The organism is Pantoea coffeiphila (assembly GCF_016909495.1).
GTDB lineage: Bacteria > Pseudomonadota > Gammaproteobacteria > Enterobacterales > Enterobacteriaceae > Erwinia > Erwinia coffeiphila.
Window position 1 is genome coordinate 709,051 of sequence record NZ_JAFBFW010000003.1, and the last position, 23,174, is coordinate 732,224.

Annotated in this window: 19 protein-coding genes; 13 read left to right on the forward strand and 6 right to left on the reverse strand. The window is 53.3% G+C overall.

Features of this window, described 5'->3' with window-relative positions:
* Both JOE09_RS12935 and JOE09_RS12940 read left to right on the forward strand, forming a co-directional pair.
* Nucleotides 1–3,126 (forward strand): efflux RND transporter permease subunit, encoded by a 3,126-nt coding sequence (locus JOE09_RS12935; RefSeq protein WP_205066043.1) that lies wholly within the window; start codon nt 1–3, stop codon nt 3,124–3,126.
* The gene (locus JOE09_RS12940) at nt 3,116–4,519 is read left to right on the forward strand and encodes an efflux transporter outer membrane subunit (protein ID WP_205066044.1); all 1,404 of its coding nucleotides are present in this window, start codon (nt 3,116–3,118) and stop codon (nt 4,517–4,519) included. The genes JOE09_RS12935 and JOE09_RS12940 overlap by 11 nt, the downstream gene beginning before the upstream one ends.
* Before the next feature lie 123 nt (nt 4,520–4,642).
* On the opposite strand, the gene JOE09_RS12945 is transcribed toward JOE09_RS12940, so the two are convergent.
* Together JOE09_RS12945 and JOE09_RS12950 are read right to left on the reverse strand one after the other, a co-directional pair.
* A complete protein-coding gene (locus JOE09_RS12945; RefSeq protein WP_205066045.1) occupies nt 4,643–4,897 on the reverse strand; it encodes a hypothetical protein in 255 nt (84 codons plus the stop codon).
* Nucleotides 4,898–5,173: 276 nt separating this feature from the next.
* The gene (locus JOE09_RS12950) at nt 5,174–5,425 is read right to left on the reverse strand and encodes a hypothetical protein (protein WP_205066046.1); all 252 of its coding nucleotides are present in this window, start codon (nt 5,423–5,425) and stop codon (nt 5,174–5,176) included.
* A 477-nt stretch (nt 5,426–5,902) separates the two neighbouring features.
* Here JOE09_RS12950 and aas point away from each other — a divergent pair, with 477 nt between their 5' ends.
* Both aas and lplT read left to right on the forward strand, forming a co-directional pair.
* Nucleotides 5,903–8,059 carry a bifunctional acyl-ACP--phospholipid O-acyltransferase/long-chain-fatty-acid--ACP ligase gene (aas, locus tag JOE09_RS12955; RefSeq protein ID WP_205066047.1) on the forward strand — a complete coding sequence of 719 codons (2,157 nt, stop codon included), beginning with the start codon at nt 5,903–5,905 and terminating at the stop codon, nt 8,057–8,059.
* Nucleotides 8,052–9,266, forward strand: coding sequence for a lysophospholipid transporter LplT (gene lplT, locus JOE09_RS12960; RefSeq protein WP_205066048.1), 1,215 nt, complete (start codon nt 8,052–8,054; stop codon nt 9,264–9,266). Before aas ends, lplT begins: the two co-directional genes overlap by 8 nt.
* 116 nt (nt 9,267–9,382) lie before the next feature.
* Here lplT and JOE09_RS12965 read toward each other — a convergent pair whose 3' ends face one another.
* From JOE09_RS12965 to mutH, 3 genes are all read right to left on the reverse strand, one after another.
* A complete protein-coding gene (locus JOE09_RS12965) occupies nt 9,383–10,423 on the reverse strand; it encodes an NADP(H)-dependent aldo-keto reductase (protein ID WP_105593892.1) in 1,041 nt (346 codons plus the stop codon).
* 220 nt (nt 10,424–10,643) lie between these two features.
* The gene (locus tag JOE09_RS12970) at nt 10,644–10,859 is read right to left on the reverse strand and encodes a YgdI/YgdR family lipoprotein (protein ID WP_205066049.1); all 216 of its coding nucleotides are present in this window, start codon (nt 10,857–10,859) and stop codon (nt 10,644–10,646) included.
* A gap of 145 nt (nt 10,860–11,004) precedes the next feature.
* Nucleotides 11,005–11,691, reverse strand: coding sequence for a DNA mismatch repair endonuclease MutH (gene mutH / locus JOE09_RS12975; RefSeq protein WP_205066050.1), 687 nt, complete (start codon nt 11,689–11,691; stop codon nt 11,005–11,007).
* 684 nt (nt 11,692–12,375) lie between these two features.
* Here mutH and rppH point away from each other — a divergent pair.
* From rppH to thyA, 4 genes are all read left to right on the forward strand, one after another.
* Nucleotides 12,376–12,903: an RNA pyrophosphohydrolase gene (gene rppH, locus JOE09_RS12980; RefSeq protein ID WP_105593895.1), complete on the forward strand. Its 528-nt coding sequence runs from the start codon at nt 12,376–12,378 to the stop codon at nt 12,901–12,903.
* 12 nt (nt 12,904–12,915) lie between these two features.
* Nucleotides 12,916–15,162, forward strand: a complete 2,247-nt coding sequence (gene ptsP, locus JOE09_RS12985; protein ID WP_205066051.1) for a phosphoenolpyruvate--protein phosphotransferase — start codon at nt 12,916–12,918, stop codon at nt 15,160–15,162.
* A 157-nt stretch (nt 15,163–15,319) separates the two neighbouring features.
* A complete protein-coding gene (gene lgt, locus JOE09_RS12990) occupies nt 15,320–16,198 on the forward strand; it encodes a prolipoprotein diacylglyceryl transferase (RefSeq protein WP_200547066.1) in 879 nt (292 codons plus the stop codon).
* Nucleotides 16,195–16,989 carry a thymidylate synthase gene (gene thyA / locus JOE09_RS12995; RefSeq protein WP_105593898.1) on the forward strand — a complete coding sequence of 265 codons (795 nt, stop codon included), beginning with the start codon at nt 16,195–16,197 and terminating at the stop codon, nt 16,987–16,989. Before lgt ends, thyA begins: the two co-directional genes overlap by 4 nt.
* Before the next feature lie 38 nt (nt 16,990–17,027).
* Here the strand turns inward: thyA and ddpX are convergent, their stop codons facing one another.
* Entirely contained in the window at nt 17,028–17,597 is a 570-nt protein-coding gene (gene ddpX / locus JOE09_RS13000) for a D-alanyl-D-alanine dipeptidase (protein ID WP_205066052.1), read from the reverse strand.
* A gap of 271 nt (nt 17,598–17,868) precedes the next feature.
* Between ddpX and JOE09_RS13005 the strand changes: the two genes are divergently transcribed.
* From JOE09_RS13005 to recC, 5 genes are all read left to right on the forward strand, one after another.
* Nucleotides 17,869–18,336, forward strand: a complete 468-nt coding sequence (locus JOE09_RS13005) for a prepilin peptidase-dependent protein (RefSeq protein ID WP_205066053.1) — start codon at nt 17,869–17,871, stop codon at nt 18,334–18,336.
* Nucleotides 18,327–18,875, forward strand: a complete 549-nt coding sequence (locus JOE09_RS13010; protein ID WP_420830640.1) for a prepilin peptidase-dependent protein — start codon at nt 18,327–18,329, stop codon at nt 18,873–18,875. Before JOE09_RS13005 ends, JOE09_RS13010 begins: the two co-directional genes overlap by 10 nt.
* On the forward strand, nt 18,875–19,297 hold the full coding sequence (locus JOE09_RS13015; protein WP_205066055.1) for a DUF2509 family protein: 423 nt from the start codon (nt 18,875–18,877) through the stop codon (nt 19,295–19,297). Before JOE09_RS13010 ends, JOE09_RS13015 begins: the two co-directional genes overlap by 1 nt.
* A complete protein-coding gene (locus JOE09_RS13020) occupies nt 19,278–19,598 on the forward strand; it encodes a prepilin-type N-terminal cleavage/methylation domain-containing protein (RefSeq protein ID WP_205066056.1) in 321 nt (106 codons plus the stop codon). The genes JOE09_RS13015 and JOE09_RS13020 overlap by 20 nt, the downstream gene beginning before the upstream one ends.
* Nucleotides 19,599–19,689: 91 nt before the next feature.
* Entirely contained in the window at nt 19,690–23,058 is a 3,369-nt protein-coding gene (gene recC, locus JOE09_RS13025; RefSeq protein ID WP_205066057.1) for an exodeoxyribonuclease V subunit gamma, read from the forward strand.
* Nucleotides 23,059–23,174: the final 116 nt, after the last annotated feature.

Sequence of the window (23,174 nt, forward strand, 5' to 3'; positions counted from 1 at the left end):
ATGTCTAAATTCTTTATTGAGCGCCCTGTCTTTGCCTGGGTTGTGGCGATTCTGGTGATGCTGATTGGGGGATTGTCGATTTTTACCCTGCCGATTAACCAGTATCCGAATATTTCTCCGCCTGCTATCTCTGTACAGGTGACCTACCCTGGCGCCAGCGCCGAGACGGTTCAGAATACCTCTGTGCAGGTTATCGAGCAGCAGTTGAACGGCATAGATAATCTGCGCTATATCGAATCGCAAAGTAACAGCGACGGCAGCGCAACAATTATCGTGACCTTCAATCAGGGTACCAATCCCGATATTGCTCAGGTTCAGGTGCAAAACAAAGTGTCACTCGCCGAGTCGCAGCTACCCGATGAAGTCGTTAAGCAGGGGATCAACGTTCGTAAATATCAGGCCAATTTTATGCTGGTGGTCAGCCTGATTGCGGACAGCGGTCAAATGAGTAACGGTGACCTCGCCGATTTGCTGGTATCAAAACTCCAGGACTCGATTGCGCGTTCGAATGGCGTGGGTGACTTTATCGTCATGGGGTCAGAATACGGCATGCGTATCTGGCTGGACCCGGCCAAGCTGTACCAGTTTCAGCTGGTTCCAAGCGATGTGACTAACGCTATCAACAAACAGAACGTCCAGGTATCAAGCGGTAAGCTGGCGGGGCTGCCTTCGGTAGAGGGGGCAAAATTCAGCGCCACTATCGTGGGTAAAACACGTTTCCAAAAGGTCGCACAGTTTGAAAATATCCTGCTGAAAGTGAATCCCGATGGTTCACAGGTGCGCATACGTGATGTGGGCGGTGTGGATTTAGGGCCGCAGGATTACAGCATTTCAGCAACGTATAACGGTAAACCCTCCGCCGGTATTGCTTTACGTCTGGCCAGCGGAGCCAACGTGTTAGATGCCATCGATGGTGTGCGCCAAACCGTCGAAAATGCAATGCCGTCGCTGCCGCCTGGCGTGATCGTTAAGTATCCTTATGACACTTCCCCGGTGGTGAGTGCATCGATTGAAGAGGTGGTGAAAACGCTGTTCGAAGCTATCGTATTGGTGTTTATCGTTATGCTGGTTTTCCTGCAAAACCTCCGCGCTACGCTGATTACCACTATGGTGGTGCCCGTGGTACTGCTGGGGACTTTCGGCGTGCTGGCGGCCTGCGGTTATACGATAAACACGCTGACGATGTTCGGGATGGTACTGGCCATCGGGCTGCTGGTGGATGATGCGATCGTGGTGGTGGAAAACGTTGAGCGTGTGATGCATGAGGAGGGGCTCGATCCCAAGGCTGCGACAATCAAATCTATGGAGCAGATTCAGGGCGCCCTGTTTGGTATTGCCATGGTGCTTTCGGCGGTGTTACTGCCGATGGCTTTCTTTGCTGGCTCTACCGGCGTTATCTATCGCCAGTTCTCAATCACCATTGTCTCCGCCATGGCGCTTTCGGTGCTGATGGCGATGATTTTCACTCCCGCGCTTTGTGCAACCATCTTAAAACCCGCTTCTGAAGATCATAAAGAGAAAGGGATTGCCGGCTGGTTCAACCGTAAATTTGATGCCGGTACGCTGAAGTACACCAGGAGTGTCGGCACGGTGATTTCCCGCCGCAGCCTGTTCCTGGTTATCTATCTGGCGATGGTTGTTGCAACTGGCGTACTGTTTATGCGGGTGCCAACCTCATTCCTGCCGGATGAAGATCAGGGCGTTTTAATGATGCAGGTGACACTGCCGGGTAACGCCTCCTCAGAGCGTACTCAGGAAGTGATTAATGATATGGAAGAGTGGCTGCTGAAAAACCCCGAAGTCATGTCCGTATTCTCCCCTAACGGCTTTAGTTTCTCGGGGCGAGGTGAGAACACCGCGATGTCATTTGTCCTGTTAAAACCCTGGAGTGAACGTAACAGCGAACAGTCGGTCCAGAAGCTGGCAGCGCGTGCGATGGCGCATTTTTCGAAATCAAAAGACGCCAAGATTTATGCGCTTGTGCCGCCAGCGGTAATGGAGTTGGGGAACGCGACCGGTTTTGACTTCTTCCTGCAGGATACCCAAAACAAAGGTCATGCCGCATTGATGGCCGCACGTAATCAATTTTTGGCCATGGCGGCGAAAGATAAGCGCCTGTTCGCCACCCGTCCTAACGGCATGGAAGATGAACCGCAGTATCACTTGATTATTGATGATGAGCGCGCAAGAGCGCTGGGACTGAATCTTGGTGATATCAACGACACGCTCTCCATTGCCTGGGGGTCGAGTTACGTGAATCAGTTCACCTATGGCGGCCGCGTTAAAAAAGTTTACGTGCAGGGCAATGCCGGTTCCCGCGTAACGCCGGAGGACCTGAAAAAATGGTACTTCCGCAACAGCAGCGGAACGATGGTGCCTTATACGGCTTTCGGTAAAGGAGAGTGGCAGTATGGTTCTCCACGCTATGAACGCTTTAACGGTATTTCTGCCGTAGAAATCATGGGATCGCCTGCTCCGGGATACAGCTCAGGGGAAGCCGTAAAAGCGGTCAAGGAGATTGCTGCCAAACTGCCCCCGGGATTTAAAGTTGAGTGGCACGGGTTGTCATATGAAGAACAGATGTCGGGTTCACAAACGCCTGCGCTGTATACGATCTCTCTGATCGTCGTGTTTCTCTGTCTTGCCGCTTTGTATGAAAGTTGGTCAATACCGTTTTCCGTTATCCTCGTTGTACCGCTTGGGGTATTGGGGACCGTGCTGGCCGTGCTGATGCGGGGATTAGAAAACGACGTGTTCTTCCAGGTTGGCCTGCTGACGACGGTCGGGCTGGCGGCGAAAAACGCTATTTTGATCGTTGAATTTGCCAAAGACCTTCATGAGAAAGAGGGGATGGGGTTAGTGGAAGCGGCGACAGAGGCGGCAAAACTTCGTATCAGGCCAATCATTATGACCTCGATGGCGTTTATCCTCGGTGTGATGCCACTAATGATTTCACACGGTGCGGGTGCAGGGAGCCAGCACTCGATTGGTACAGCCGTTGTGGGCGGCATGTTTACGGCGACTTTCCTGGCGATTTATTTTGTGCCGATGTTTTACGTCGTCGTTTCGCAGCTATTCGCTGGCAGGAATAAAAAAGAAAAAGAGGTGCAGAACCATGATGCATAAGACTTTATCAATGGGGCTGTTGCCGATACTGATGCTGGTTGGTTGTACGATGGAACCTGACTATCATCGACCGTCATTGCCTGTTGCCGGTCATTATACAGAGCAGGGACAGCATCTGAACGGCAATGGTGCAGATATCCGGTGGCAGAACTTTTTCACCGATCCGGTGATGCACAAGCTGATCGCCCAGGCGCTGGAAAACAACCGCGATTTGCGGGTTGCGGCGCTGAATGTTGAAGTTGCGCGATCGCAGGTAACGGTAGCTCGTTCCGCGCTGATGCCATCTGTCGATCTTAATGCCGGTGAAACCGCCGCTCACCTGCCGGGTAATCTGTATAACACCGGGCCGGGTGGAGGGGTAACCTACCATCAGTTTGATGCTAACTTCGGTGTGACCGCATGGGAACTGGACTTTTTTGGTCGCCTGCGTAGCCTCAGCCACAGCGCACTGGAACGTTATCTTGCGATGGACGCCACCCAGCGTGCAACACGCATCAGTTTGATTTCGCAGGTGGCGGCCAGTTATCTGTCGCTCTGTTCGGATAATGAACTGCTCAAGCTGGCGCAGAGCACGGCACAAAGCCAGCAGGACTCCTACGATCTGATCAAACGCAGCTATGAAGGTGGCGTCAGCACCGAGCAGGATCTGGTCCAGGCCGAAACCCTCGTGCGTATTGCCCAGGCGGATGTGGCGACCTACAGCCGACAGGTCCGACAGGATGTGAATGCGCTGACATTGCTGGTCGGTAGCGATTTGCCTGCGGGATTACTGGCGGGAGCCAGCCTGCAAAAAGAGTGGAACTTCCCGGCAACGCCGGCCGGTTTGCCCTCAGATCTACTGACCAACCGCCCTGATATCATTGCTGCAGAGCATACGTTGTTGTCTGCGAACGCGAATATTGGCGCAGCGCGAGCGGCATTTTTCCCCAGTATCAGCCTGACGGCAATGGGGGGATCGACATCAGGCAGGCTGAGCGATTTGCTTAGCGGTGGTACAGCGGCATGGGCTGTTAGTCCGGCCATTGATCTGCCGATTTTCCGAGGCGGAGAAAACGTCGCTAATCTGAATATTGCCAAGCTGCAAAAACGTATTGAAATTGCTGACTACGAAAAAACGATTCAGACAGCATTTAAAGAGGTGGGTGATGCACTCGCTGGTCAGGAAACTTATAAAGATGAGCTGTATGCACGTCAGTTGGATGAACAGGCCAGTCAGCGAAACTACGATCTGGCTTCTATTCGCTATCGTGAAGGGGTAGATAATTTTCTGAATGTGTTAGTAGCACAGCGATCGTTATACAGTTCGCAGCAGCTATTAATTACTACCAGGTTGGGTCAGCTGACTCAGCAGATAATGCTCTATAAAGCGCTGGGCGGAGGATGGAAATCATAGCGTCAAGCCTGTTTTAAACTCATCTGTGATGAACGATTTTTAGTCAGGCATTGCGTTTATCATTATGCCCGGGTTTCGAGGTGGGAAACCCGGGCATGGATTAGGTATGAATATTAAACCAGACTATTTTTTCCAACCCATAGAGGTTGCCATTACTTCAGGATCGTTACCTGTTTCGTTACACCATGCATTGAATGCAGGGATCAGGCCTCTGGGGGATTGCCCGGTTTTACAATCTATCACGGTCAGCGGATTCATATGATGTTGATTCATCCACTGGAGGTACTGACCAAAATCATCATAGTTGGTGTAAATAATATCGTCCAGAAAACCCGCACCTGATACGTTATTCATTTCAAACTGGCACAATTCCTTCATTTTTATTCTCCTTGATTTAATGAATTTCGCTGTTCTCACAGCGGGAGTGATTCTATGAGGATTTTTGTTTTTATATAATAGTGGTTTTGTCTATATTAGATGTATTTGTTTTTTTCTTGGTGTTTGTGGTTTTGTGTGTTTTTCAATTGATTTTTATAGTGGGGTGTAATATGAGGATTTTTAGGGGGGTTATCTATTCACACTATCATCGTTGCTGAGTTGCCATTTTAATAGTGCCAAAAAAGCCCGGGGTTTCCGGGCTTTTTAACGTGCTTATTAGCAACCGCGGTAAGACCAACCGTTGAGAATGGCTGAGCGTAATGGGTTGACTTTCATTTCTTTACACCAGCTTTTGTAAGCAGCCTGCAGGCCAGGAACTTTCGGGCTCAGTGGATCAAATTTATTATCCTGCATAAAGCTTAAGTAATCTGCAAAATCATTATAGTTTTTATAGTTCAGCTCTGCTGGTGAGCAGATTGCTCCGGCACCGGATACATGGTTCATTTGTTCCTGGTTTAATGTTTTCATAATGATATGTCCTTATTTCTATAAATGTCTGGCGACTCTGCCAGAAGGTGAATTATACATGCCCGCTATGGATTGGTCAGTAATGGTTTTGTGGATTTTTGTTTTCATGATGATGATGCCATCGGTTATTTAAATGCATATTTATTTTGCTGTTTTAAGGTTTTTTTTGGAGTGCGTTAGTTAAAAATATTATGGTTGTTGGTGGTTTTTGGCGGTTTTAATTTCTTTTCTTGAGCTAATAATTCAGGTTTTTTTCTTTTCTTTATCTTTGATTCTGAGGTTTGGTTGTAATGACATCACAAGGTGTTGCAGAGCAGTGGGGGATTAATTTTGTGTTTAATGCGTGCCTCAATCACACGGGTGAGAATAATGACGCTCTGTCCGCTAACACCTTAATTTTACGTTTAAAAAGTTGAGTTACGCTAGTATATCTTGCATTGTTACACTCAACTTGCAACCTGCTACGGAGCTGGCAACGTGATCTCTTTCCTTAAGTTACTCTTCCGGTTGATTTTTCGGGCCCAACTAACGGGCGATCTTTCGGGTTTGTACAAGCAGAAGGTGTTAATCACCCCAAACCATATGTCATTCCTTGATGGCATGCTGTTAGCCGTTTTCCTGCCGGTTAAACCGGTGTTTGCCGTTTACACTTCGATCAGTGAACAGTGGTACATGCGCTGGCTGAGCCGTTTTATTGACTTTGTGCCGCTTGACCCAACGAAACCGATGTCGATTAAGCACCTGGTGAAACTGATTGCTCAGGGCCGGCCGGTGGTGATTTTCCCCGAGGGGCGCATTACCGTTACCGGCTCGCTGATGAAAATCTACGACGGAGCGGGTTTTGTTGCGGCGAAATCGCAGGCAACGGTAGTTCCGATTCGCATTGAGGGCGCCGAATATACGCCTTTCGGGCGCCTGGCCGGCGTGTTCAAACGCCGCCTGTTTCCAAAAATCTCTCTTACCGTATTACCTGCAACAACGATTCCGATGCCGGAAGCCCCTCGTGCCCGCGATCGTCGCAGGCTGGCAGGAGAGCATCTGCACCATATTATGATGGAAGCACGCATGGCGGTGCGTCCTCGTCAGACGATTTATCAGGCCTTTCTTGCAGCACGTGTGCGCTATGGCTACTTCAAGCCCTGCATCGAGGACGTAAACTTTACGCCCGATAGCTACACCGGCCTGCTGAAAAAATCACTGGGCGTTGGCCGTATTCTGCAGCGTTATACGCAGCAGGGTGAATATGTCGGCCTGCTGCTGCCCAATGCAACAGTCACGGCAGCAGCGATCCTGGGGGCCACCCTGCGTGGGCGTATTCCTGCAATGCTTAACTACACCGCCGGAGTCAAAGGGCTGACCAGTGCGTTGACGGCGGCTCAGGTTAAAACCGTGTTTACCTCGCGCCAGTTTCTCGATAAAGGCAAGTTGTGGCATCTGCCGGAAGGTATCCCCGACGTTAAGTGGATTTTTCTGGAAGATTTGAAAGATACCGTTACTACCCGGGACAAACTGTGGATACTCAGCCGCTTGCTGATGCCGTCACTGGCAGAAGTAAAACAGCAGCCTGAAGATGCCGCGATGGTGCTGTTTACTTCAGGGTCAGAGGGGCATCCTAAAGGCGTTGTTCACTCCCATAAAAGCCTGCTGGCTAACGTGGAACAGATCCGCACGGTCGCCGATTTCACTCCGCGCGATCGCTTTATGTCAGCGCTGCCGCTGTTCCACGCTTTTGGTCTGACCGTGGGACTGTTTACGCCACTGATGACCGGTGCTGAGGTCTTCCTCTATCCCAGCCCACTGCACTATCGCATTGTGCCCGAGCTGGTCTACGATCGTAACTGTACCGTGCTGTTCGGTACATCGACGTTCCTTGGTAACTATGCCCGTTTTGCTCAGCCGTATGATTTTGCCCGCCTGCGTTACGTGGTGGCCGGAGCTGAAAAACTACAGCAGAGCACGCGTGATGCCTGGTTTGAGAAGTTCGGCATCCGCATTCTGGAAGGCTATGGTGTGACCGAATGCGCGCCGGTGGTGGCGATTAACGTGCCGATGGCCGCGCGATCGCATACCGTTGGCCGCATCCTGCCGGGAATGGATTCACGGCTGATTTCCGTGCCCGGTATTGAAGAAGGCGGGCTGCTGCAGCTTAGTGGCCCAAACATTATGAAAGGCTATCTGCGCGTTGAGCGTCCTGGCGTTCTTGAAGCACCACAGGCGGATAACGGCGAGGGGCGGATGGAGAGCGGCTGGTACGATACGGGTGATATCGTCAGCTTTGACGATGCCGGTTTCTGCCAGATCCAGGGGCGCGTGAAGCGTTTTGCGAAAATCGCCGGTGAAATGGTTTCGCTGGAGAGCGTAGAGCTGATTGCGCTGAAGGCCTCAGCTGAAAAACAGCATGCGGCGACCATCAAGCCGGACGGTAATCGCGGTGAAGCTCTGGTGCTGTTTACCACCGACAGTGAGCTGACCCGCGAACGTTTACAGCGCGCAGCACGTGAACTGGGTAGCCCTGAACTGGCGATCCCGCGCGATATTCGGGTGCTGAAACAGCTCCCGATGCTCGGCAGCGGCAAGCCGGATTTTGTTACGCTGCGTGAAATGGCCGAACGGCCAGAGGAGACTCATGAATAGCCCGACTGCCGGATCAAAACCATTATTGTCGAAGGGAATGATGGCGGTGATTGCCGCCCAGTTCCTCTCCGCTTTTGGTGATAATGCCCTGCTGTTCGCTACTCTGGCGGTGCTGAAACAGCTGGTCTATCCCGACTGGAGCCAGCCGATTCTGCAGATGGTGTTCGTTGCCACCTATATCGTTCTGGCTCCGTTTGTGGGCCAGGTGGCCGACAGTTTTGCGAAAGGCCGGGTGATGATGTTTGCCAACGGCCTCAAGCTGCTCGGTGCACTGACAATCTGCGTTGGGCTGGACCCCTTCCTCGGCTATGGCCTGGTGGGCATTGGTGCGGCCGCCTATTCCCCGGCCAAGTACGGGATTCTCGGCGAGCTGACTGATGGTGAAACGCTGGTCAAAGCCAACGGCCTGATGGAGTCCTCAACGATAGCCGCGATTCTGCTTGGCTCCGTCGCCGGGGGGTATCTTGCCGACCTCAACCTGACCAGTGCGCTGCTGGCCTGTGTCGCCGCCTATGCGCTGGCGGTCGTTGCTAACCTGATGATCCCGAAACTGGCAGCGGCCCGCAGCGGCCAGTCCTGGCGACCTGCCGCGATGTCCGCCAGCTTCTTCCGCGCCTGCCGCGTGCTGTGGCGCGACGGTGAAACCCGCTTCTCGCTGGTGGGGACCAGCCTTTTCTGGGGGGCTGGCGTTACGCTGCGCTTTCTGCTGGTGCTGTGGGTGCCGGTGGCGCTGGGCATTACCGACAATAAAACCCCGACGATGCTCAATGCGATGGTTGCCGTCGGCATTGTGTTTGGTGCCGCAGCGGCAGCGAAACTGGTGACGCTGAAAACCGTCGGGCGCTGTATGCCTGCTGGTGTGTTAATCGGTGTTGCGGTGGTGGCTTTCTCATTACAGCATACTGCGCTGAACGCCTACGTGCTGCTGGCGATCATCGGAATGCTGGGCGGTTTCTTTGTGGTACCGCTGAATGCGCTGCTGCAAATGCGCGGTAAGCAGACGGTGGGGGCCGGGAATGCGATTGCGGTGCAGAACCTGGGTGAAAATACGGCGATGCTGGTGATGCTGGGGCTGTATTCCCTGGCGATTAAGCTGGGCGCGCCACCGGTTGCAACCGGCGTCGGGTTTGGCGCACTGTTTGCCCTGGCTATTGCCGTTCTCTGGGGCTGGCAGCTGGCGCAGAAGCGTAAAGCTGTTGCCTCATAGTCCGTGTCTTATGATACTGATGTGCTGATGTGCTGATGTGCTGATGTGCTGATGTGCTGATGTGCTGATGTGCTGATGCGGGGCCTGATGGCCCCGCAAACATTTGTGCAGATCCGTCACGGGGCAGGGTAAGTATAACGGCGGTGGATCGCTTCCAGCTCGTCAATAATTTCGGCATCCAGAGTCAGATCGTAGCTGTCGATATTCACAGTAAGCTGTTCCAGCGTTGTGGCTCCCAGCAGCGTGCTGGCAACAAACGGTTGCTGACGTACAAATGCCAGCGCCATTTGCGAAGGATCGAGTCCGTGGCGCTGCGCCAGTGCAACATATTCGCTAATTGCTAACTGAGCCTGCTCGCCGCTGTAGCGCGTAAAGCGGCTGAACAGCGTATTACGCGCGCCTGCAGGCTTCGCACCGTTCAGATATTTTCCACTCAGCGTACCAAACGCCAGGCTGGAGTAGGCCAGCAGTTCGACGCCCTCATGCTGGCTGATTTCTGCCAGTCCCAGCTCGAAGCTGCGGTTTAACAGGCTGTAAGGGTTCTGGATGCTGACGATTCGCGGCAGTTCATGTTTTTCGGCCAGCTGCAAATAGCGCATCACGCCCCATGGCGTTTCGTTTGAAACCCCGATGTAACGAATCTTCCCTGCGCGCACCTGTTCGGTCAGTGCTTCCAGTGTTTCCAGCAGCGTCACCGGCGCGGTGTTATCGGTGTATTGATAGTTCAGCTTGCCGAAGTAGTTGGTCTGACGCTGAGGCCAGTGCAGCTGGTATAAATCGATATAGTCCGTATTCAGCCTTTTCAGGCTGGCATCCAGTGCTTCACGAATATTTTTGCGATCCAATGCCTGATTGGGTCGGATAGAGGCATCGGCACCGCGTACCGGACCCGCCACTTTAGAAGCCAGTACGATTTTGTCGCGGCAGCCGCGCGCTTTCAGCCAGCTGCCGATATATTTCTCAGTTAAACCCTGTGTTTCCGGGCGCGGCGGCACCGGATACATCTCCGCTGTGTCAATCAGATTAATGCCGCGGCTAAGCGCCAAATCAAGCTGGGCATGCGCGTCGGCTTCGCTGTTTTGTTCCCCAAACGTCATAGTACCCAGTCCAAGAGAGCTGACTTCAAGTGTGCTGTGGGGGATACGGTGATAATGCATAGCAGACTTCCTTTTTTCATTATTAAAAGGTCAGGGACATCAGCTGCGTCCGCAACAGGGGATACTGGCAATAGATTGCGGCGTCTGTGCTTACAGAACCAGAACCCGGTTTTCGACTATAACCGCCAGACGCGGGAGGTGAAAGAGGGATTACCCATCAGAGAGAGGAAAGCATATCGTTTGCCATCTGAAATATCAGCGTCAGATGGCAAAGCAGGGTTTAGCGCTCAACGATCGAAGAGATTTCATCACCGTTAATCTGTATTTCATGGCCGGATTCATCAACGTATTTCACCAGTCCAGTTTCTTTATCAATACTTGGCTTACCGTCGGTCATAATCATTTTACCGTCTTTGGTCGCCATCACGTAGTCACTACTGCAGCCGCTTACCAGCATTGATACACTTAGCGCCGCAATACCTAACATCCACTTCATACTTGTCTCCCTTAATATTTATTACTTTGTTGAGTGTAGTAATAAACTATTTTCCCTGTAGTGATAATTTCATCAGTCTGAAAATGGACTCAATCAGGCGCATATTCTTGACATTCGTATAATCTTCCGCAAATCAGCAGGAAAACTACAGTAAAAAATGGCGTGCAAGCAGTGCTGCCGTAAAGGTTTTTTTCAGATAAAAGCCGCGCGGCAGAGTCATAATGGGTTGCCCATGGCGGCCAATACCTTCGGTCAGCGCTTTACTGTTAGCTGCCTTGGGACGAATTTGCAAAACCTCGCCGTGGCGAGCGGTAATCTGTTCAACCTGACCCAGCACAATCATATCCATCAGCTCCTCCCAGTCGCGCTGCAGCTGATGTTCCTCTTCACTATTGGGGCTCCAGAGCAGCGGTGCGCCAACATGGCGCTCTGCCAGTGGAATAGCTCGTTCACCCTCTACCGGTATCCACAGCACGCGTCCGAGCTTATGCCGCACGTGACTGTTCTGCCAGGTGACGCCGCTATTACCGGTCAACGGTGCGACGCAAACGAAGGTCGTTTCAAGCGGGCGTCCGGTGGCATCTACGGGAATCGTCTTCAGCTCCACGCCAATTTCGGCAAAATCCTGTTCCGGCTTACTGCCTGCGCTGGCACCGAGGTAACGTTCCAGCAGCATCCCCACCCAGCCCTTATCCCGTTTAAGGTCTCGGGGAATCGGTAAACTTATACGCCGGGCAAGTTCACCGAGGGTATAACCGGCAAGTGCGTTAGCTCTGTCCAGCAGTTCGGCTTCATCACGGGGGGGAGGAACGAGGAAAGGAGCGCCTGTCATTGTGATATCCAGATCTGTTTAAAAAACGACCTCTCAGTTCCAGCGTTATACGGCCTAACGCTAATTCTGGGGGTAAGCATAATAATAGCATGATAAATCATGTTTTTTATTCCCCCCATTGAAGGGGATTTACACTGCTCAGACAAGTTTTACCCGTCTTATCACCGACAGTGAACAGGATCTTCTACATAGTTATCCACAGAAAAATGGGATAACTCACATTTAAAAATAATACTGTTTCGATTTACAGCCTTGACTCAGGGGGTTTTGGCAACTTTAGCCCCTTTCATGTCCAACTAATCACCATATTCTGTGGATAAATCATCAAGTGCTCGATCTTTCGCCAGTTGCCGGAAGTCCGTCTGTGACAGCAGCATGACAACGCCTGATTCAGCGTAAAAATGGCGTTAAACCTTATGATTAACTTGGGGTTATTTCTTTTTTTTGCGAGGTGTCTCCAAACGTTGAATAAAGTTTTCCCCATCTGTTAACTGAGTTCTGCACAAAGCTATCCACAGAAAACGTGAATAAGATCGCCTTTTTGCCCCTGTTTCTGTTTATAACTCTGTCCACCGGTAGTAGTTATCCAAGTTCAATGCGGACTCGCAGGCTTAAACCAGTGGTTTACCGCCTGTAAGGAGTGTGAAACAATCAGAACATCCAGTTTTAGTTTGAGGTAGTCCGGTGATCGATGATGATGGCTACCGCCCGAATGTTGGTATCGTAATTTGTAACAGGCAGGGACAGGTTGTGTGGGCAAGGCGCTATGGCCAGCACTCCTGGCAGTTTCCTCAGGGAGGGATTAATCCTGGCGAGACGGCGGAACAGGCGATGTACCGCGAACTTTTCGAGGAAGTCGGTTTGAGCCGTAAGGATGTTCGCATCCTGGCATCCACCCGTAACTGGTTACGATATAAATTGCCAAAACGTTTGGTGCGTTGGGACACAAAGCCGGTTTGTATCGGCCAAAAACAGAAGTGGTTTCTTCTGCAGCTGTTGTGCAATGACGCGGATATCAATATGCAAACCAGCAGCACGCCAGAGTTTGACGGCTGGCGCTGGGTCAGCTTCTGGTATCCGGTACGCCAGGTGGTCTCTTTTAAACGCGATGTTTACCGCCGCGTAATGAAAGAATTTGCTGGTGTGGTTATGCCCCTGCAGGAGAATACCGCGCAGAGAAATACGCAAGGCTTTCGAAGGAAGAGAGGTTAAGCCACGTAGATTATGCTCACACAACTACGCGAAATAGTTGAGAAAGTGGCGGCAGCGCCCCGGCTTACCGAGGCGCTGGATATTCTGGTTAATGAGATTTGTCTGGCCATGGATATCGAGGTTTGCTCGGTTTATCTGGCCGATCATGAACGCCGCTGTTACTACCTGATGGCAACGCGTGGGCTGAAAAAGCCGCGTGGGCGTACTGTCGCCCTTGCATTTGATGAAGGCATTGTCGGGCTGGTTGGCCGCCTTGCCGAACCTATCAACCTCGCCGATGCGCAAAAGCACCCAAGTTTTAAATTTATCCCCTCCGTGAAAGAAGAGCGCTTTCGCTCGTTTCTTGGCGTACCGATTATCAGCCGACGCCAGCTGCAGGGCGTTCTGGTGGTTCAGCAACGCGAACATCGGCAGTTCGATGAGAGCGAAGAGTCGTTTCTGGTTACCCTTGCCACTCAGATGGCGGCGATCCTTTCTCAGTCGCAGCTTAATGTTCTCTTTGGGCAGTACAGGCAGACGCGAATCAAAGCGCTGGCGGCCTCACCTGGCGTAGCGATAGCCGAAGGCTGGGTTGATTCCTCACAGCCCTCACTGGAGAATGTTTCTGCCGCCTCAACGCTGGATTCTGTGCGTGAGCGTGAGCGTCTGGCGCTGGCGATGGCTGAAGCATCGAACGAATTTCGCCGCTACAGCAAGCGTTTCACCGCCAGCATGCATAAAGAAAGCGCGGCTATTTTCGACCTCTATTCGCACCTGCTCAGCGATGCGCGACTGAAAAAAGATCTGCTGGCGGAAATTGATGCCGGTTCGGTGGCTGAGTGGGCAGTAAAAAAGGTTATTGAGAAATTCGCCGCCCAGTTTGCCAGTCTGCAGGACAGCTACCTGCGGGAGCGGGCGGGTGATTTGCGTGTGCTCGGCCAGCGCCTGCTGTTTCACCTCGATGATACGATTCAGGGCACCAATACCTGGCCTGAGCGCTTTGTGCTGGTGGCCGACGAACTGACGGCTACCACTCTGGCAGAACTGCCGCGTGAAAGACTGGCGGGGGTTGTCGTACGCGATGGTGCCGCTAACTCTCATGCGGCGATCATGGTTCGCGCTATGGGTATCCCAACGGTGATGGGAGCCGATATTCAGCCCGACCTGATGAAGGGGCGCTTGCTCATCGTCGATGGTTATCGCGGTGAACTGCTGGTCGATCCCGAACCGGTGCTGGTGCAGGAATATCAGCGGCTGATCAGTGAAGAAAATGAATTAAGCCAGCTGGCAGAAGGCCTGGTTGAGCAACCGGGAGCGCTTAAAAGCGGTGAACCGGTGAAAGTCATGCTTAACGCGGGTTTGAGTGCTGAACATGAGCATCCGATCGGTAGCCGGGTCGATGGCGTGGGCCTCTATCGTACCGAGATTCCGTTTATGTTACAGAACGGTTTTCCCTCGGAAGAAGAGCAGGTTGCACAGTATCAGGGAATGCTGCAGCTGTTTCTGGACAAGCCGGTCACATTGCGCACGCTGGATATCGGTGCCGACAAGCAGCTGCCCTATATGCCGATTAGTGAAGAAAACCCTTCGTTGGGATGGCGGGGTATTCGCCTGACGCTCGATCAGCCCGAGATCTTTCTTGTTCAGCTGCGCGCAATGCTGCGGGCCAACGTTGCCAGCGGAAACCTGAGCATCCTGCTGCCAATGATCACCAGCCTTGAGGAGATCGACGAGGCACGGCGCCTGCTCGACAGGGCGGGGCGCGAGGTGGAAGAAATGCTGGGCTATACGATTCCGCGCCCGCGCCTCGGGGTAATGATCGAAGTTCCGTCGATGATCTTTATGCTGAGCCATCTGCGGGGTCGCGTAGATTTTGTTTCCGTTGGCACCAACGATTTGACCCAGTACCTGCTGGCCGTGGATCGTAACAACACTCGGGTTGCCAGCCTTTACGACAGTCTGCATCCAGCCGTACTCCGTGCATTGCACAGTATTGGACAGGAGGCCAGCCGTGCAGGGGTAGAGCTATGCCTTTGTGGCGAAATGGCGGGCGATCCGATGTGTGTGGTTATGCTGATCGGCATGGGTTACTACCATCTCAGCATGAACGGCCGTAATGTGGCGCGCGTAAAGTATTTACTTCGCCATATCGACCAGTCAGAGGCCCGGGAACTTGCGCAGCGTGGTCTGGAAGCGCCGCACACCAGTGAAGTCCGTCAACTGATTGCGGCTTTTATGGAGCGCAGAGGGCTGGGCGGTTTGATCCGGGGCGGGAAATAGTCATCCGATCCGGTGCTTAACAAAGTTTACAGTTACGCCGGGCCGGAATAATTCGCATTATGCTATCATGCGCAGCCTTAAGCAGCAGCGCCATGTGCGCACGCGTCTACATATTCCGTCGCCTGTCCGTCAGGACAGAATTTAAAAATGGTGAAAGATGAATAACGGCTATCTGGCTTTCCCCCAATTTGATCCGGTGATCTTCTCTATCGGCCCTGTGTCTCTTCACTGGTATGGGCTGATGTATCTGGTTGGTTTTGTTTTCGCTATGTGGCTGGCCGTTCGCCGGGCTAATAAGCCTGGAAGCGGCTGGAAAAAAGAGGAAGTTGAAAATCTGCTTTATGCGGGTTTCCTCGGTGTGTTCCTCGGCGGCCGTATCGGCTATGTATTTTTCTACAATCTGCCGCTGTTCCTCGATAATCCGCTGTATCTGTTTAAGGTATGGGATGGTGGTATGTCATTCCACGGCGGCCTGATTGGTGTGATCGTCGTGATGCTGATCTTCGCCCGCCGCACCAAGCGTACTTTCTTCCAGGTTTCGGACTTTATCGCTCCGCTGATCCCGTTTGGCCTGGGCGCTGGTCGCCTCGGTAATTTTATCAACGGAGAACTGTGGGGGCGCGTTGACCCAAATCTGCCGTGGGCGATGCTGTTCCCCGGCTCACGCAGCGAAGATATCGCACTGGTTTCCACTCATCCGGAATGGCAGTCTCTGCTGGCGACCTACGGTGTACTGCCGCGTCACCCTTCACAGCTTTATGAGCTGATTCTGGAAGGGATCGTGCTGTTTATCATTCTGAATGTGTTTATCCGCAAATCGCGCCCGATGGGAGCCGTCTCAGGCCTGTTCCTGATTGGTTATGGCGCCTTCCGTATTATTATTGAGTTCTTCCGTCAGCCCGATCAGCAGCTTGGTCTGTTCAGCGGCATCAGCATGGGGCAAATCCTCTCCGTGCCGATGATTCTGGCCGGCGTGATTATGATGATCTGGGCGTATCGTCGTCGCCCGCAGCAGCAACTTCGTGAGGAAAAATGAAACAGTATCTGGAATTAATGCAGCATGTCCTTGAACAGGGCACACCGAAAAACGATCGTACCGGAACGGGTACGCTGTCGGTCTTCGGTCATCAGATGCGTTTCAATTTGCAGGATGGTTTTCCGCTGGTTACCACCAAGAAGTGCCATCTGCGATCCATCATTCATGAACTGCTGTGGTTCCTCAATGGCGACACCAATATCGCTTATCTGAAGGAAAATAACGTCTCGATCTGGGACGAGTGGGCGGATGAAAACGGCGACCTCGGCCCGGTCTACGGCAAACAGTGGCGCAGCTGGGGTGCACCGGATGGTCGCCAGATCGACCAGCTGAGCAAGGTTGTTGAGCAGCTTAAAAACGATCCCGATTCTCGCCGTATCATCGTTTCCGCGTGGAACGTGGGTGAACTGGATGAGATGGCGCTGGCACCGTGCCACGCTTTCTTCCAGTTTTACGTCGCGGACGGCAAGCTTTCCTGCCAGCTCTATCAGCGCTCGTGCGATATTTTCCTCGGGCTGCCGTTTAATATCGCCAGTTATGCTCTGCTGGTGCATATGATGGCACAGCAGTGCGATCTGGAAGTGGGTGATTTCGTCTGGACCGGGGGGGATACCCACCTGTACAGCAACCACCTGGAACAGACTCGCCTGCAGCTGAGCCGTGAACCGCGCGCGCTGCCTCAGCTGGTGATTAAACGTAAACCGGCCTCTATTTTCGACTATCGTTTCGATGATTTCGAAATCGTCGGTTACGACCCACATCCGGCGATTAAAGCGCCGGTAGCCGTGTAAAAATACTATCCCCGGCATGCATAATGCCGGGGATAGCATTACGCCGCGGATTGCGGTGGATAACAGTCAAAAATATCCGTCAGCAGCGGATAATCTGCCGCTCCAGGCAGCTCAAAGTGCCACCATTCGGTCGTAATCCCCTTGAAGCCTCCTTCAAGCATAATCGCACTCAGCATCAGCCGGTTACGTAATGTCCGCGTCGGGATCGAAGGATGCCAGGGATGTGAACATTCGTGCATTTCGTCAAAACCACTGCCCATATCCACAATCGCTCCCTGTTCATCCATCAGCGTGACGTCAACAGCCGTTCCGCGGGAGTGATTCGAGCCCTGAGTGACGGGGATAACGTAGTCAGGATTTGGGCAGGCCAGCCACAGATTCATTTGCGCTTTCTGCGGACGGTATGCATCGTAGACCAGTAGGGTAAAGCCTGCCAGAGCGGCGATATGCGCACTGCGAGCCAGCGCTGCTGCAGCATCCGGGTGCAACAGGCAACGGTGTTCGCAGTAAATCGGCTGGCCGGTAATGTTATCCGCCGTGGCATATTTTAAATCGATCTTCACCTGCGGCAGCGAGGTGGCAATATCGATCATTTGAATCTCATCCATTTTCTCTCTCTTGGTTCTGCTCGAATCTGGCACGCTGGCTTTTTTCAGGTTTTTTTCGGCTCTGTCACCGTTGACCCGCTCAGGCATCTTAGCCTTTCTCACTATTGGTGCTAGGCAAATCCGGCGATGGTATCAGACTTGTTGGTAAAAATGTGTAGCGCCCCGCAGCGACAATGAAAGCCGGTGAGAAGACGTATTTAGCCTGGAAGATAACGCGTAAACCCACAAGGTACTGCTGGCGGCGCGGCGGAGAAAAGCCAACACTCGGCTGATGAAAATAACGCAATCAGCGGGATTCACATTGCTGGAACTGATGATGGTAATCGCGCTCATCGCTGTACTGAGCCTGGGGTCATGGCAGGGCTGGCAGCGATGGCAGCAGCTACGTCAGCTTAATGACAGTGCGCAGCAGATCCAGCGGCTGCTTCTGCGCCTGCGCAGCGATGCCTGGTGGCATAACGCCGACAGGGTCATCTGGCTTAAGCCGGGCAGATACTGGTGTCTGGGAGGCGGAAGTATTCCTGATGTCTGTTCCCCGCAGGCCCGCTTTACACTATTGGCTCCGTGGCCGGAAGTCAGCATACGCTCGATGACCGCTGAGATCGGGTTCTATGGTGTGAAGAACACCGCCCGCCCTGGCAATATCACTATTGCAAGTGATGCCGGTGAACGGCGAATCATTGTCTCTTCGCGTGGCAGAGTGCGCATTTGCTCAGTATCAGAGGAAGGATGTCGATGAATACGGGAGGATTTACCTTACTTGAAACGCTGCTGGCGATGGCGATCGGAAGCGTCATAATGCTCGGCGCTGCGCGAACGTTACCGCTATTGCAGCAGCATAATTTGCGCCTGCAGATACAGGTTCAGCTTAATGAAGAGCTACAGCAGATTATGCAGACGCTGGAAAAGGCCGCCCGGCGCGCGGGCTACTGCCACGGTCGCTGTAACGGGGCTGCGATGCAGATTCAGAACGCAGGTCGCTGCCTGCTGGTGCGCTGGGATGAAAACAGCAATGGACAATGGGAGAGCACCGGGCGAGAAGACAGCGATTACTACGGCTTTCGCTTAAGATCGAAAAATCTGGAAATGCAGCGCGGCGTTGATCGCTGTGAAGGCGGCGGCTGGGAGAAGCTGAACGATCCCCGTGTCATCGCCATTGAGGAGTTCAGGGTGGTTCGCAATCGGCAGCAGGTCCGAGTCATGTTGAAGGGGAGTTCCAGCGTCTGGCCTGCTCTGGTCCAGCATATTGAGCACTGGCTGGTGGCGGAGAATTTATAATGCACCGACAACAGGGAAGCGGCGCACTGCTGATGGTAATTATCATTTTGCTTATGGGCACCGCATTGCTGCACGCTACACGCCAGCAGCTGAGTGATAATCTCAGCCTGGTCAGTGATGAACGGCTCTATATCCTGGAGTACACCGATGCGGTATCCGCGTTGGCGTGGGGAGAGCGTTTGACGTGGCTCAATGCTGCTGAAGGCTGGTACTGTCAGATCCAGCCGCAGTATACCTGGCGCGCCTGCCTGCTAAGCCACGCCTCCGGAATGCTGTTGCGCGGTGACAGCGGCAGTGGAACGTTGTCTCTGTATCGCTGGGTTAGCAGCCTTACCGGTGGAAAAGTTAGCGCGGTCCCTCAGGGCTGGCTGGATTATTGCCCATTGCCCGACAGGAGCCTGTGTGACGATCCCTCGTCGTAATCAACGAGGATTTAGCCTGGTTGAAACACTGTTTGCCCTACTGCTGTTTAGCCTTAGCATCATGGCTCTGATGCGCTATCAGCTGGTGCTGGCAGAGGGGTTCCAGCAACAGTGGCAGCAGCGCAGCGCATGGCGTAACGCCCGGCAACTGCTGCAGGGTAATCCGCTGGAGGGCTGGCAGGCACAGGTTCAGCAGAAGAATGGCCCGGAAGGATGTCCGTTGTTAATCGCCAAAACGGTAAGCCCTTCGGGGCGCCGAGCCGAACTGGTTCAGCTACGCTGCCCGGCGGTGGGTAATTGACCGCTATAGTGCTACATTTCCAATGTTCGTCCTGTGCGGGTAGAGTACCCTTCAGGAAATTAAACCCTCTTACGTTGAGAATCTGTCGGTTATGTTCACGGTATACCACTCCAATCAGCTGGATCTGCTTAAGACGCTGGCATCATGGCAGATAAAAAATCAGCCTTTGCCCAATCCGCTGAACCCGGAAGTGGTGCTGGTACAAAGCCCCGGCATGGCACAGTGGCTGCAAATGTCGCTGGCCGAAGATTTTGGTATTGCGGCTAATATTGAATTTCCGCTACCCGCCAGCTTTATCTGGGACATGTTTGTTCGCGTGTTACCGGATATTCCACGTGAGAGCGCTTTTAGCAAGTCCGGTATGAGCTGGAAACTGATGGCGATCCTCCCTGAGATGCTGCCGGGAGAGGCCTTCGCAACGCTGCGTAATTACCTCAGCGATGACGACGATAAGCGCAAGCTGTTCCAGTTGGCATCCAGAGTCGCCGACCTGTTTGACCAGTATCTGGTGTACCGTCCGCAGTGGCTTAACGGCTGGGAAAAAGGCGAACTGACCGAGGGGCTTGGCGAGGCACAGGTCTGGCAGGCTCCGCTGTGGGCGGCGCTGGTTGAATATACCCATCAGCTTGGGCAACCTGAATGGCACCGTGCCAACCTTTATCAGCGTTTTATTCACCGGCTGGAAAATAGCTCAACGCGCCCGGCAAATCTGCCGGATCGGGTGTTTATTTGTGGAATTTCGGCACTGCCGCCGGTTTATTTACAGGCACTTAGCGCGCTGGGTAAACATATCGATATTCATCTGCTGTTTACCAATCCCTGCCGTCATTACTGGGGAGATATTCAGGATTACGCGTTTCTGGCCAGGCTGCAAAACCGCAACCGCAGGCATTATCAGGATAATCATGAGATCTCCCAGTTCCGTGATGCTGACAGCGCATCGTCTTTGTTCAACGATGCAGGTGAGCAGCAGCTGAGTAATCCTCTGCTGGCTTCATGGGGCAAGCTGGGGCGCGATAATCTCTACCTGCTGGCGCAGATTGAACCTAATGAGGTCTTCGCCTTTGTCGATCTTGAGCCGGTAAACCTGCTGCAAACCCTGAAACGGGATTTGCTGGAGCTGGAAGACAACGCGGTTATCGGGTTGAAAAAAAGCGAATGGGAAAACAGTGAAGCCAAACGCCTGCTGGAACCGGAAGATCGTTCAATTGTGATCCATCAGTGCCACAGCCCGCAGCGCGAGGTCGAAGTTCTGCAAGATCGTCTGCTGGCGATGATGGCCGACGATCCGGCGCTGACCCCGCGCGATATCATCGTCATGGTGGCTGATATCGACGCCTATACGCCCTTTATTCAGGCGGTATTTGGTAATGCACCACCGGAGCGTGCGCTGCCGTTTGCCATTTCCGACCGTCGCGCCAGTCAGGCGCACCCCGCGCTTCAGGCGTTTATTTCGCTACTGAGCCTGCCTGACAGCCGTTTCACCGCTGAAGATGTTCTGGCCCTGCTTGAAGTTCCTGCGGTGGCGGGGCGTTTTGCAATTGATGAAGAGGGGCTACGCCTGTTGCGCCACTGGGTTGCTGAATCCGGTATTCGCTGGGGTCTGGATGATGATAACGTCCGCGAACTGGACCTGCCGGCTACCGGTCAGCATACCTGGCACTTCGGCCTGACGCGAATGCTGCTGGGCTATGCGATGAACAGTGATGCCGGGGAGTGGCAGGGGGTCCTGCCTTATGATGAGTCCAGTGGTTTGATCGCGGAACTGGCTGGGAATCTGGCTGAGTTACTGATGCAGCTGCATCGTTGGCGGCGCTGGCTGGATGAAACCAGCGATTTGGCACACTGGCTGCCGCTCTGTCGCCAGCTGTTAGATGATTTCTTTATCTGCGATGCGGAAACGGAAGCGGCGCTAACGCTGATTGAAGATCAGTGGAAGCAGGTGATTGGCTACGGCGTTGAGGCCGGTTATCAGCAGGCCGTACCGCTAACCGTACTGCGCGATGAACTGGTTTCCCGGCTCGATCAGCAGCGTATCAGCCAGCGTTTCCTCGCGGGGCCGGTGAACTTCTGTACCCTGATGCCGATGCGTTCCATCCCCTTCAAGGTGGTGTGCCTGTTGGGTATGAACGACGGTATTTATCCACGAACGCTGCCACCGCTCGGCTTTGATTTAATGAGTAAGCAGTTGCAAAAAGGCGATCGCAGCCGCCGCGATGATGACCGCTATCTGTTCCTGGAAGCGCTAAATTCAGCGCAGCAGCAGCTGTATATCAGCTATATCGCCCGTTCAATTCAGGATAATACGGAACGATATCCCTCTGTGCTGGTCAGTGAATTAGTGGAGTACATCTGCCAGAGTTTCTGCTTGCCCGAAGACCGTTCGCTGGATGTTGACCGCAGTGCGCAAAACGTGGCGCGCCATCTGCATCACCTGCACAGCAGAATGCCCTTTGCGGCCGAAAACTTCAGTGCAACTTCTGAGTTCAGAAGTTTTGCTGACGAGTGGTTACCTGCTGCTACAGCATCGGGTATTGCTCATCCGCCGTTTATGCAGCCTTTAGCCGCGGAAAAGCTTGATTCACTAAGCTTTGAACGGCTGGTGCGCTTCTGGCGGCATCCTGTCAGGGCATTTTTCAGCATGCGGCTGGGCGTCAGCTTCAGACTGGAAGAGATGGAATTGCCAGACGCCGAGCCTTTTGCACTGGATGGCCTGACGCGTTATCAGATGAATGCGCAGTTGCTTAACAGCCTGATAGAGGGGGAAGAAAGTTCCCGCCTTTACGCCCGGCAGCGTGCTTCAGGGGCTTTACCCTACGGCGCATTCGGTGAACTGGTTTGGCAAGAGCAGGAGCAGGAAATGAACGTGCTGGCCAGCCGCGTTCGCGAGCAGCGTGCGGCGGCGGAAAGCCGGGAAATCTCGCTGCTGGTTGACGGTGTTTTGCTTACCGGATGGCTTGCTCAGGTGCAGGACAGTGGGCTGTTACGCTGGCGGCCGGGCAATCTTAACTTTAAGGATGGCCTGACCCTGTGGCTGGAGCACCTGGTTTACTGCGCGACGGGCGGCAATGGTACCAGTCTGATGCTGGGTCGCAACGATAGCGAATGGCGATTCCCGGCGATTACGGCGGATGACGCCCTGCATCAGCTGGTTCGTTACGTTGCGGGCTATCGCGAGGGCATGTGCTCACCGCTGTTGCTGACTGAATCAGGTGCCGCCTGGCTGGAGGAAAGTTACGATGAATCATCCGGTGAGCTGCTGCGAGATGATGCCGTGCAGAAAAAAGCGCGTAACAAGCTGCTGGCGCGCTGGCAGGGAAATTATCAGATTGAGGGCGAAGGCAGCGATCCCTATCTGCAACGGGTGATCCGTACGCTGGATGAAACGTACCTGCTGGCAATGACCGAGAATGCCGAACGCTGGCTTTTACCGCTGCTTCAGGCGCACCGTTCTGTATAGTATTTGGTGATGTACCCACATTCCCCAAGGAAGATAGGGGAAGTTTTACGGACAATCAGGATGATCTCCTGTAGTGTTATTTTATAACAATTAAACACCAGCAAAATTGAGGGAGT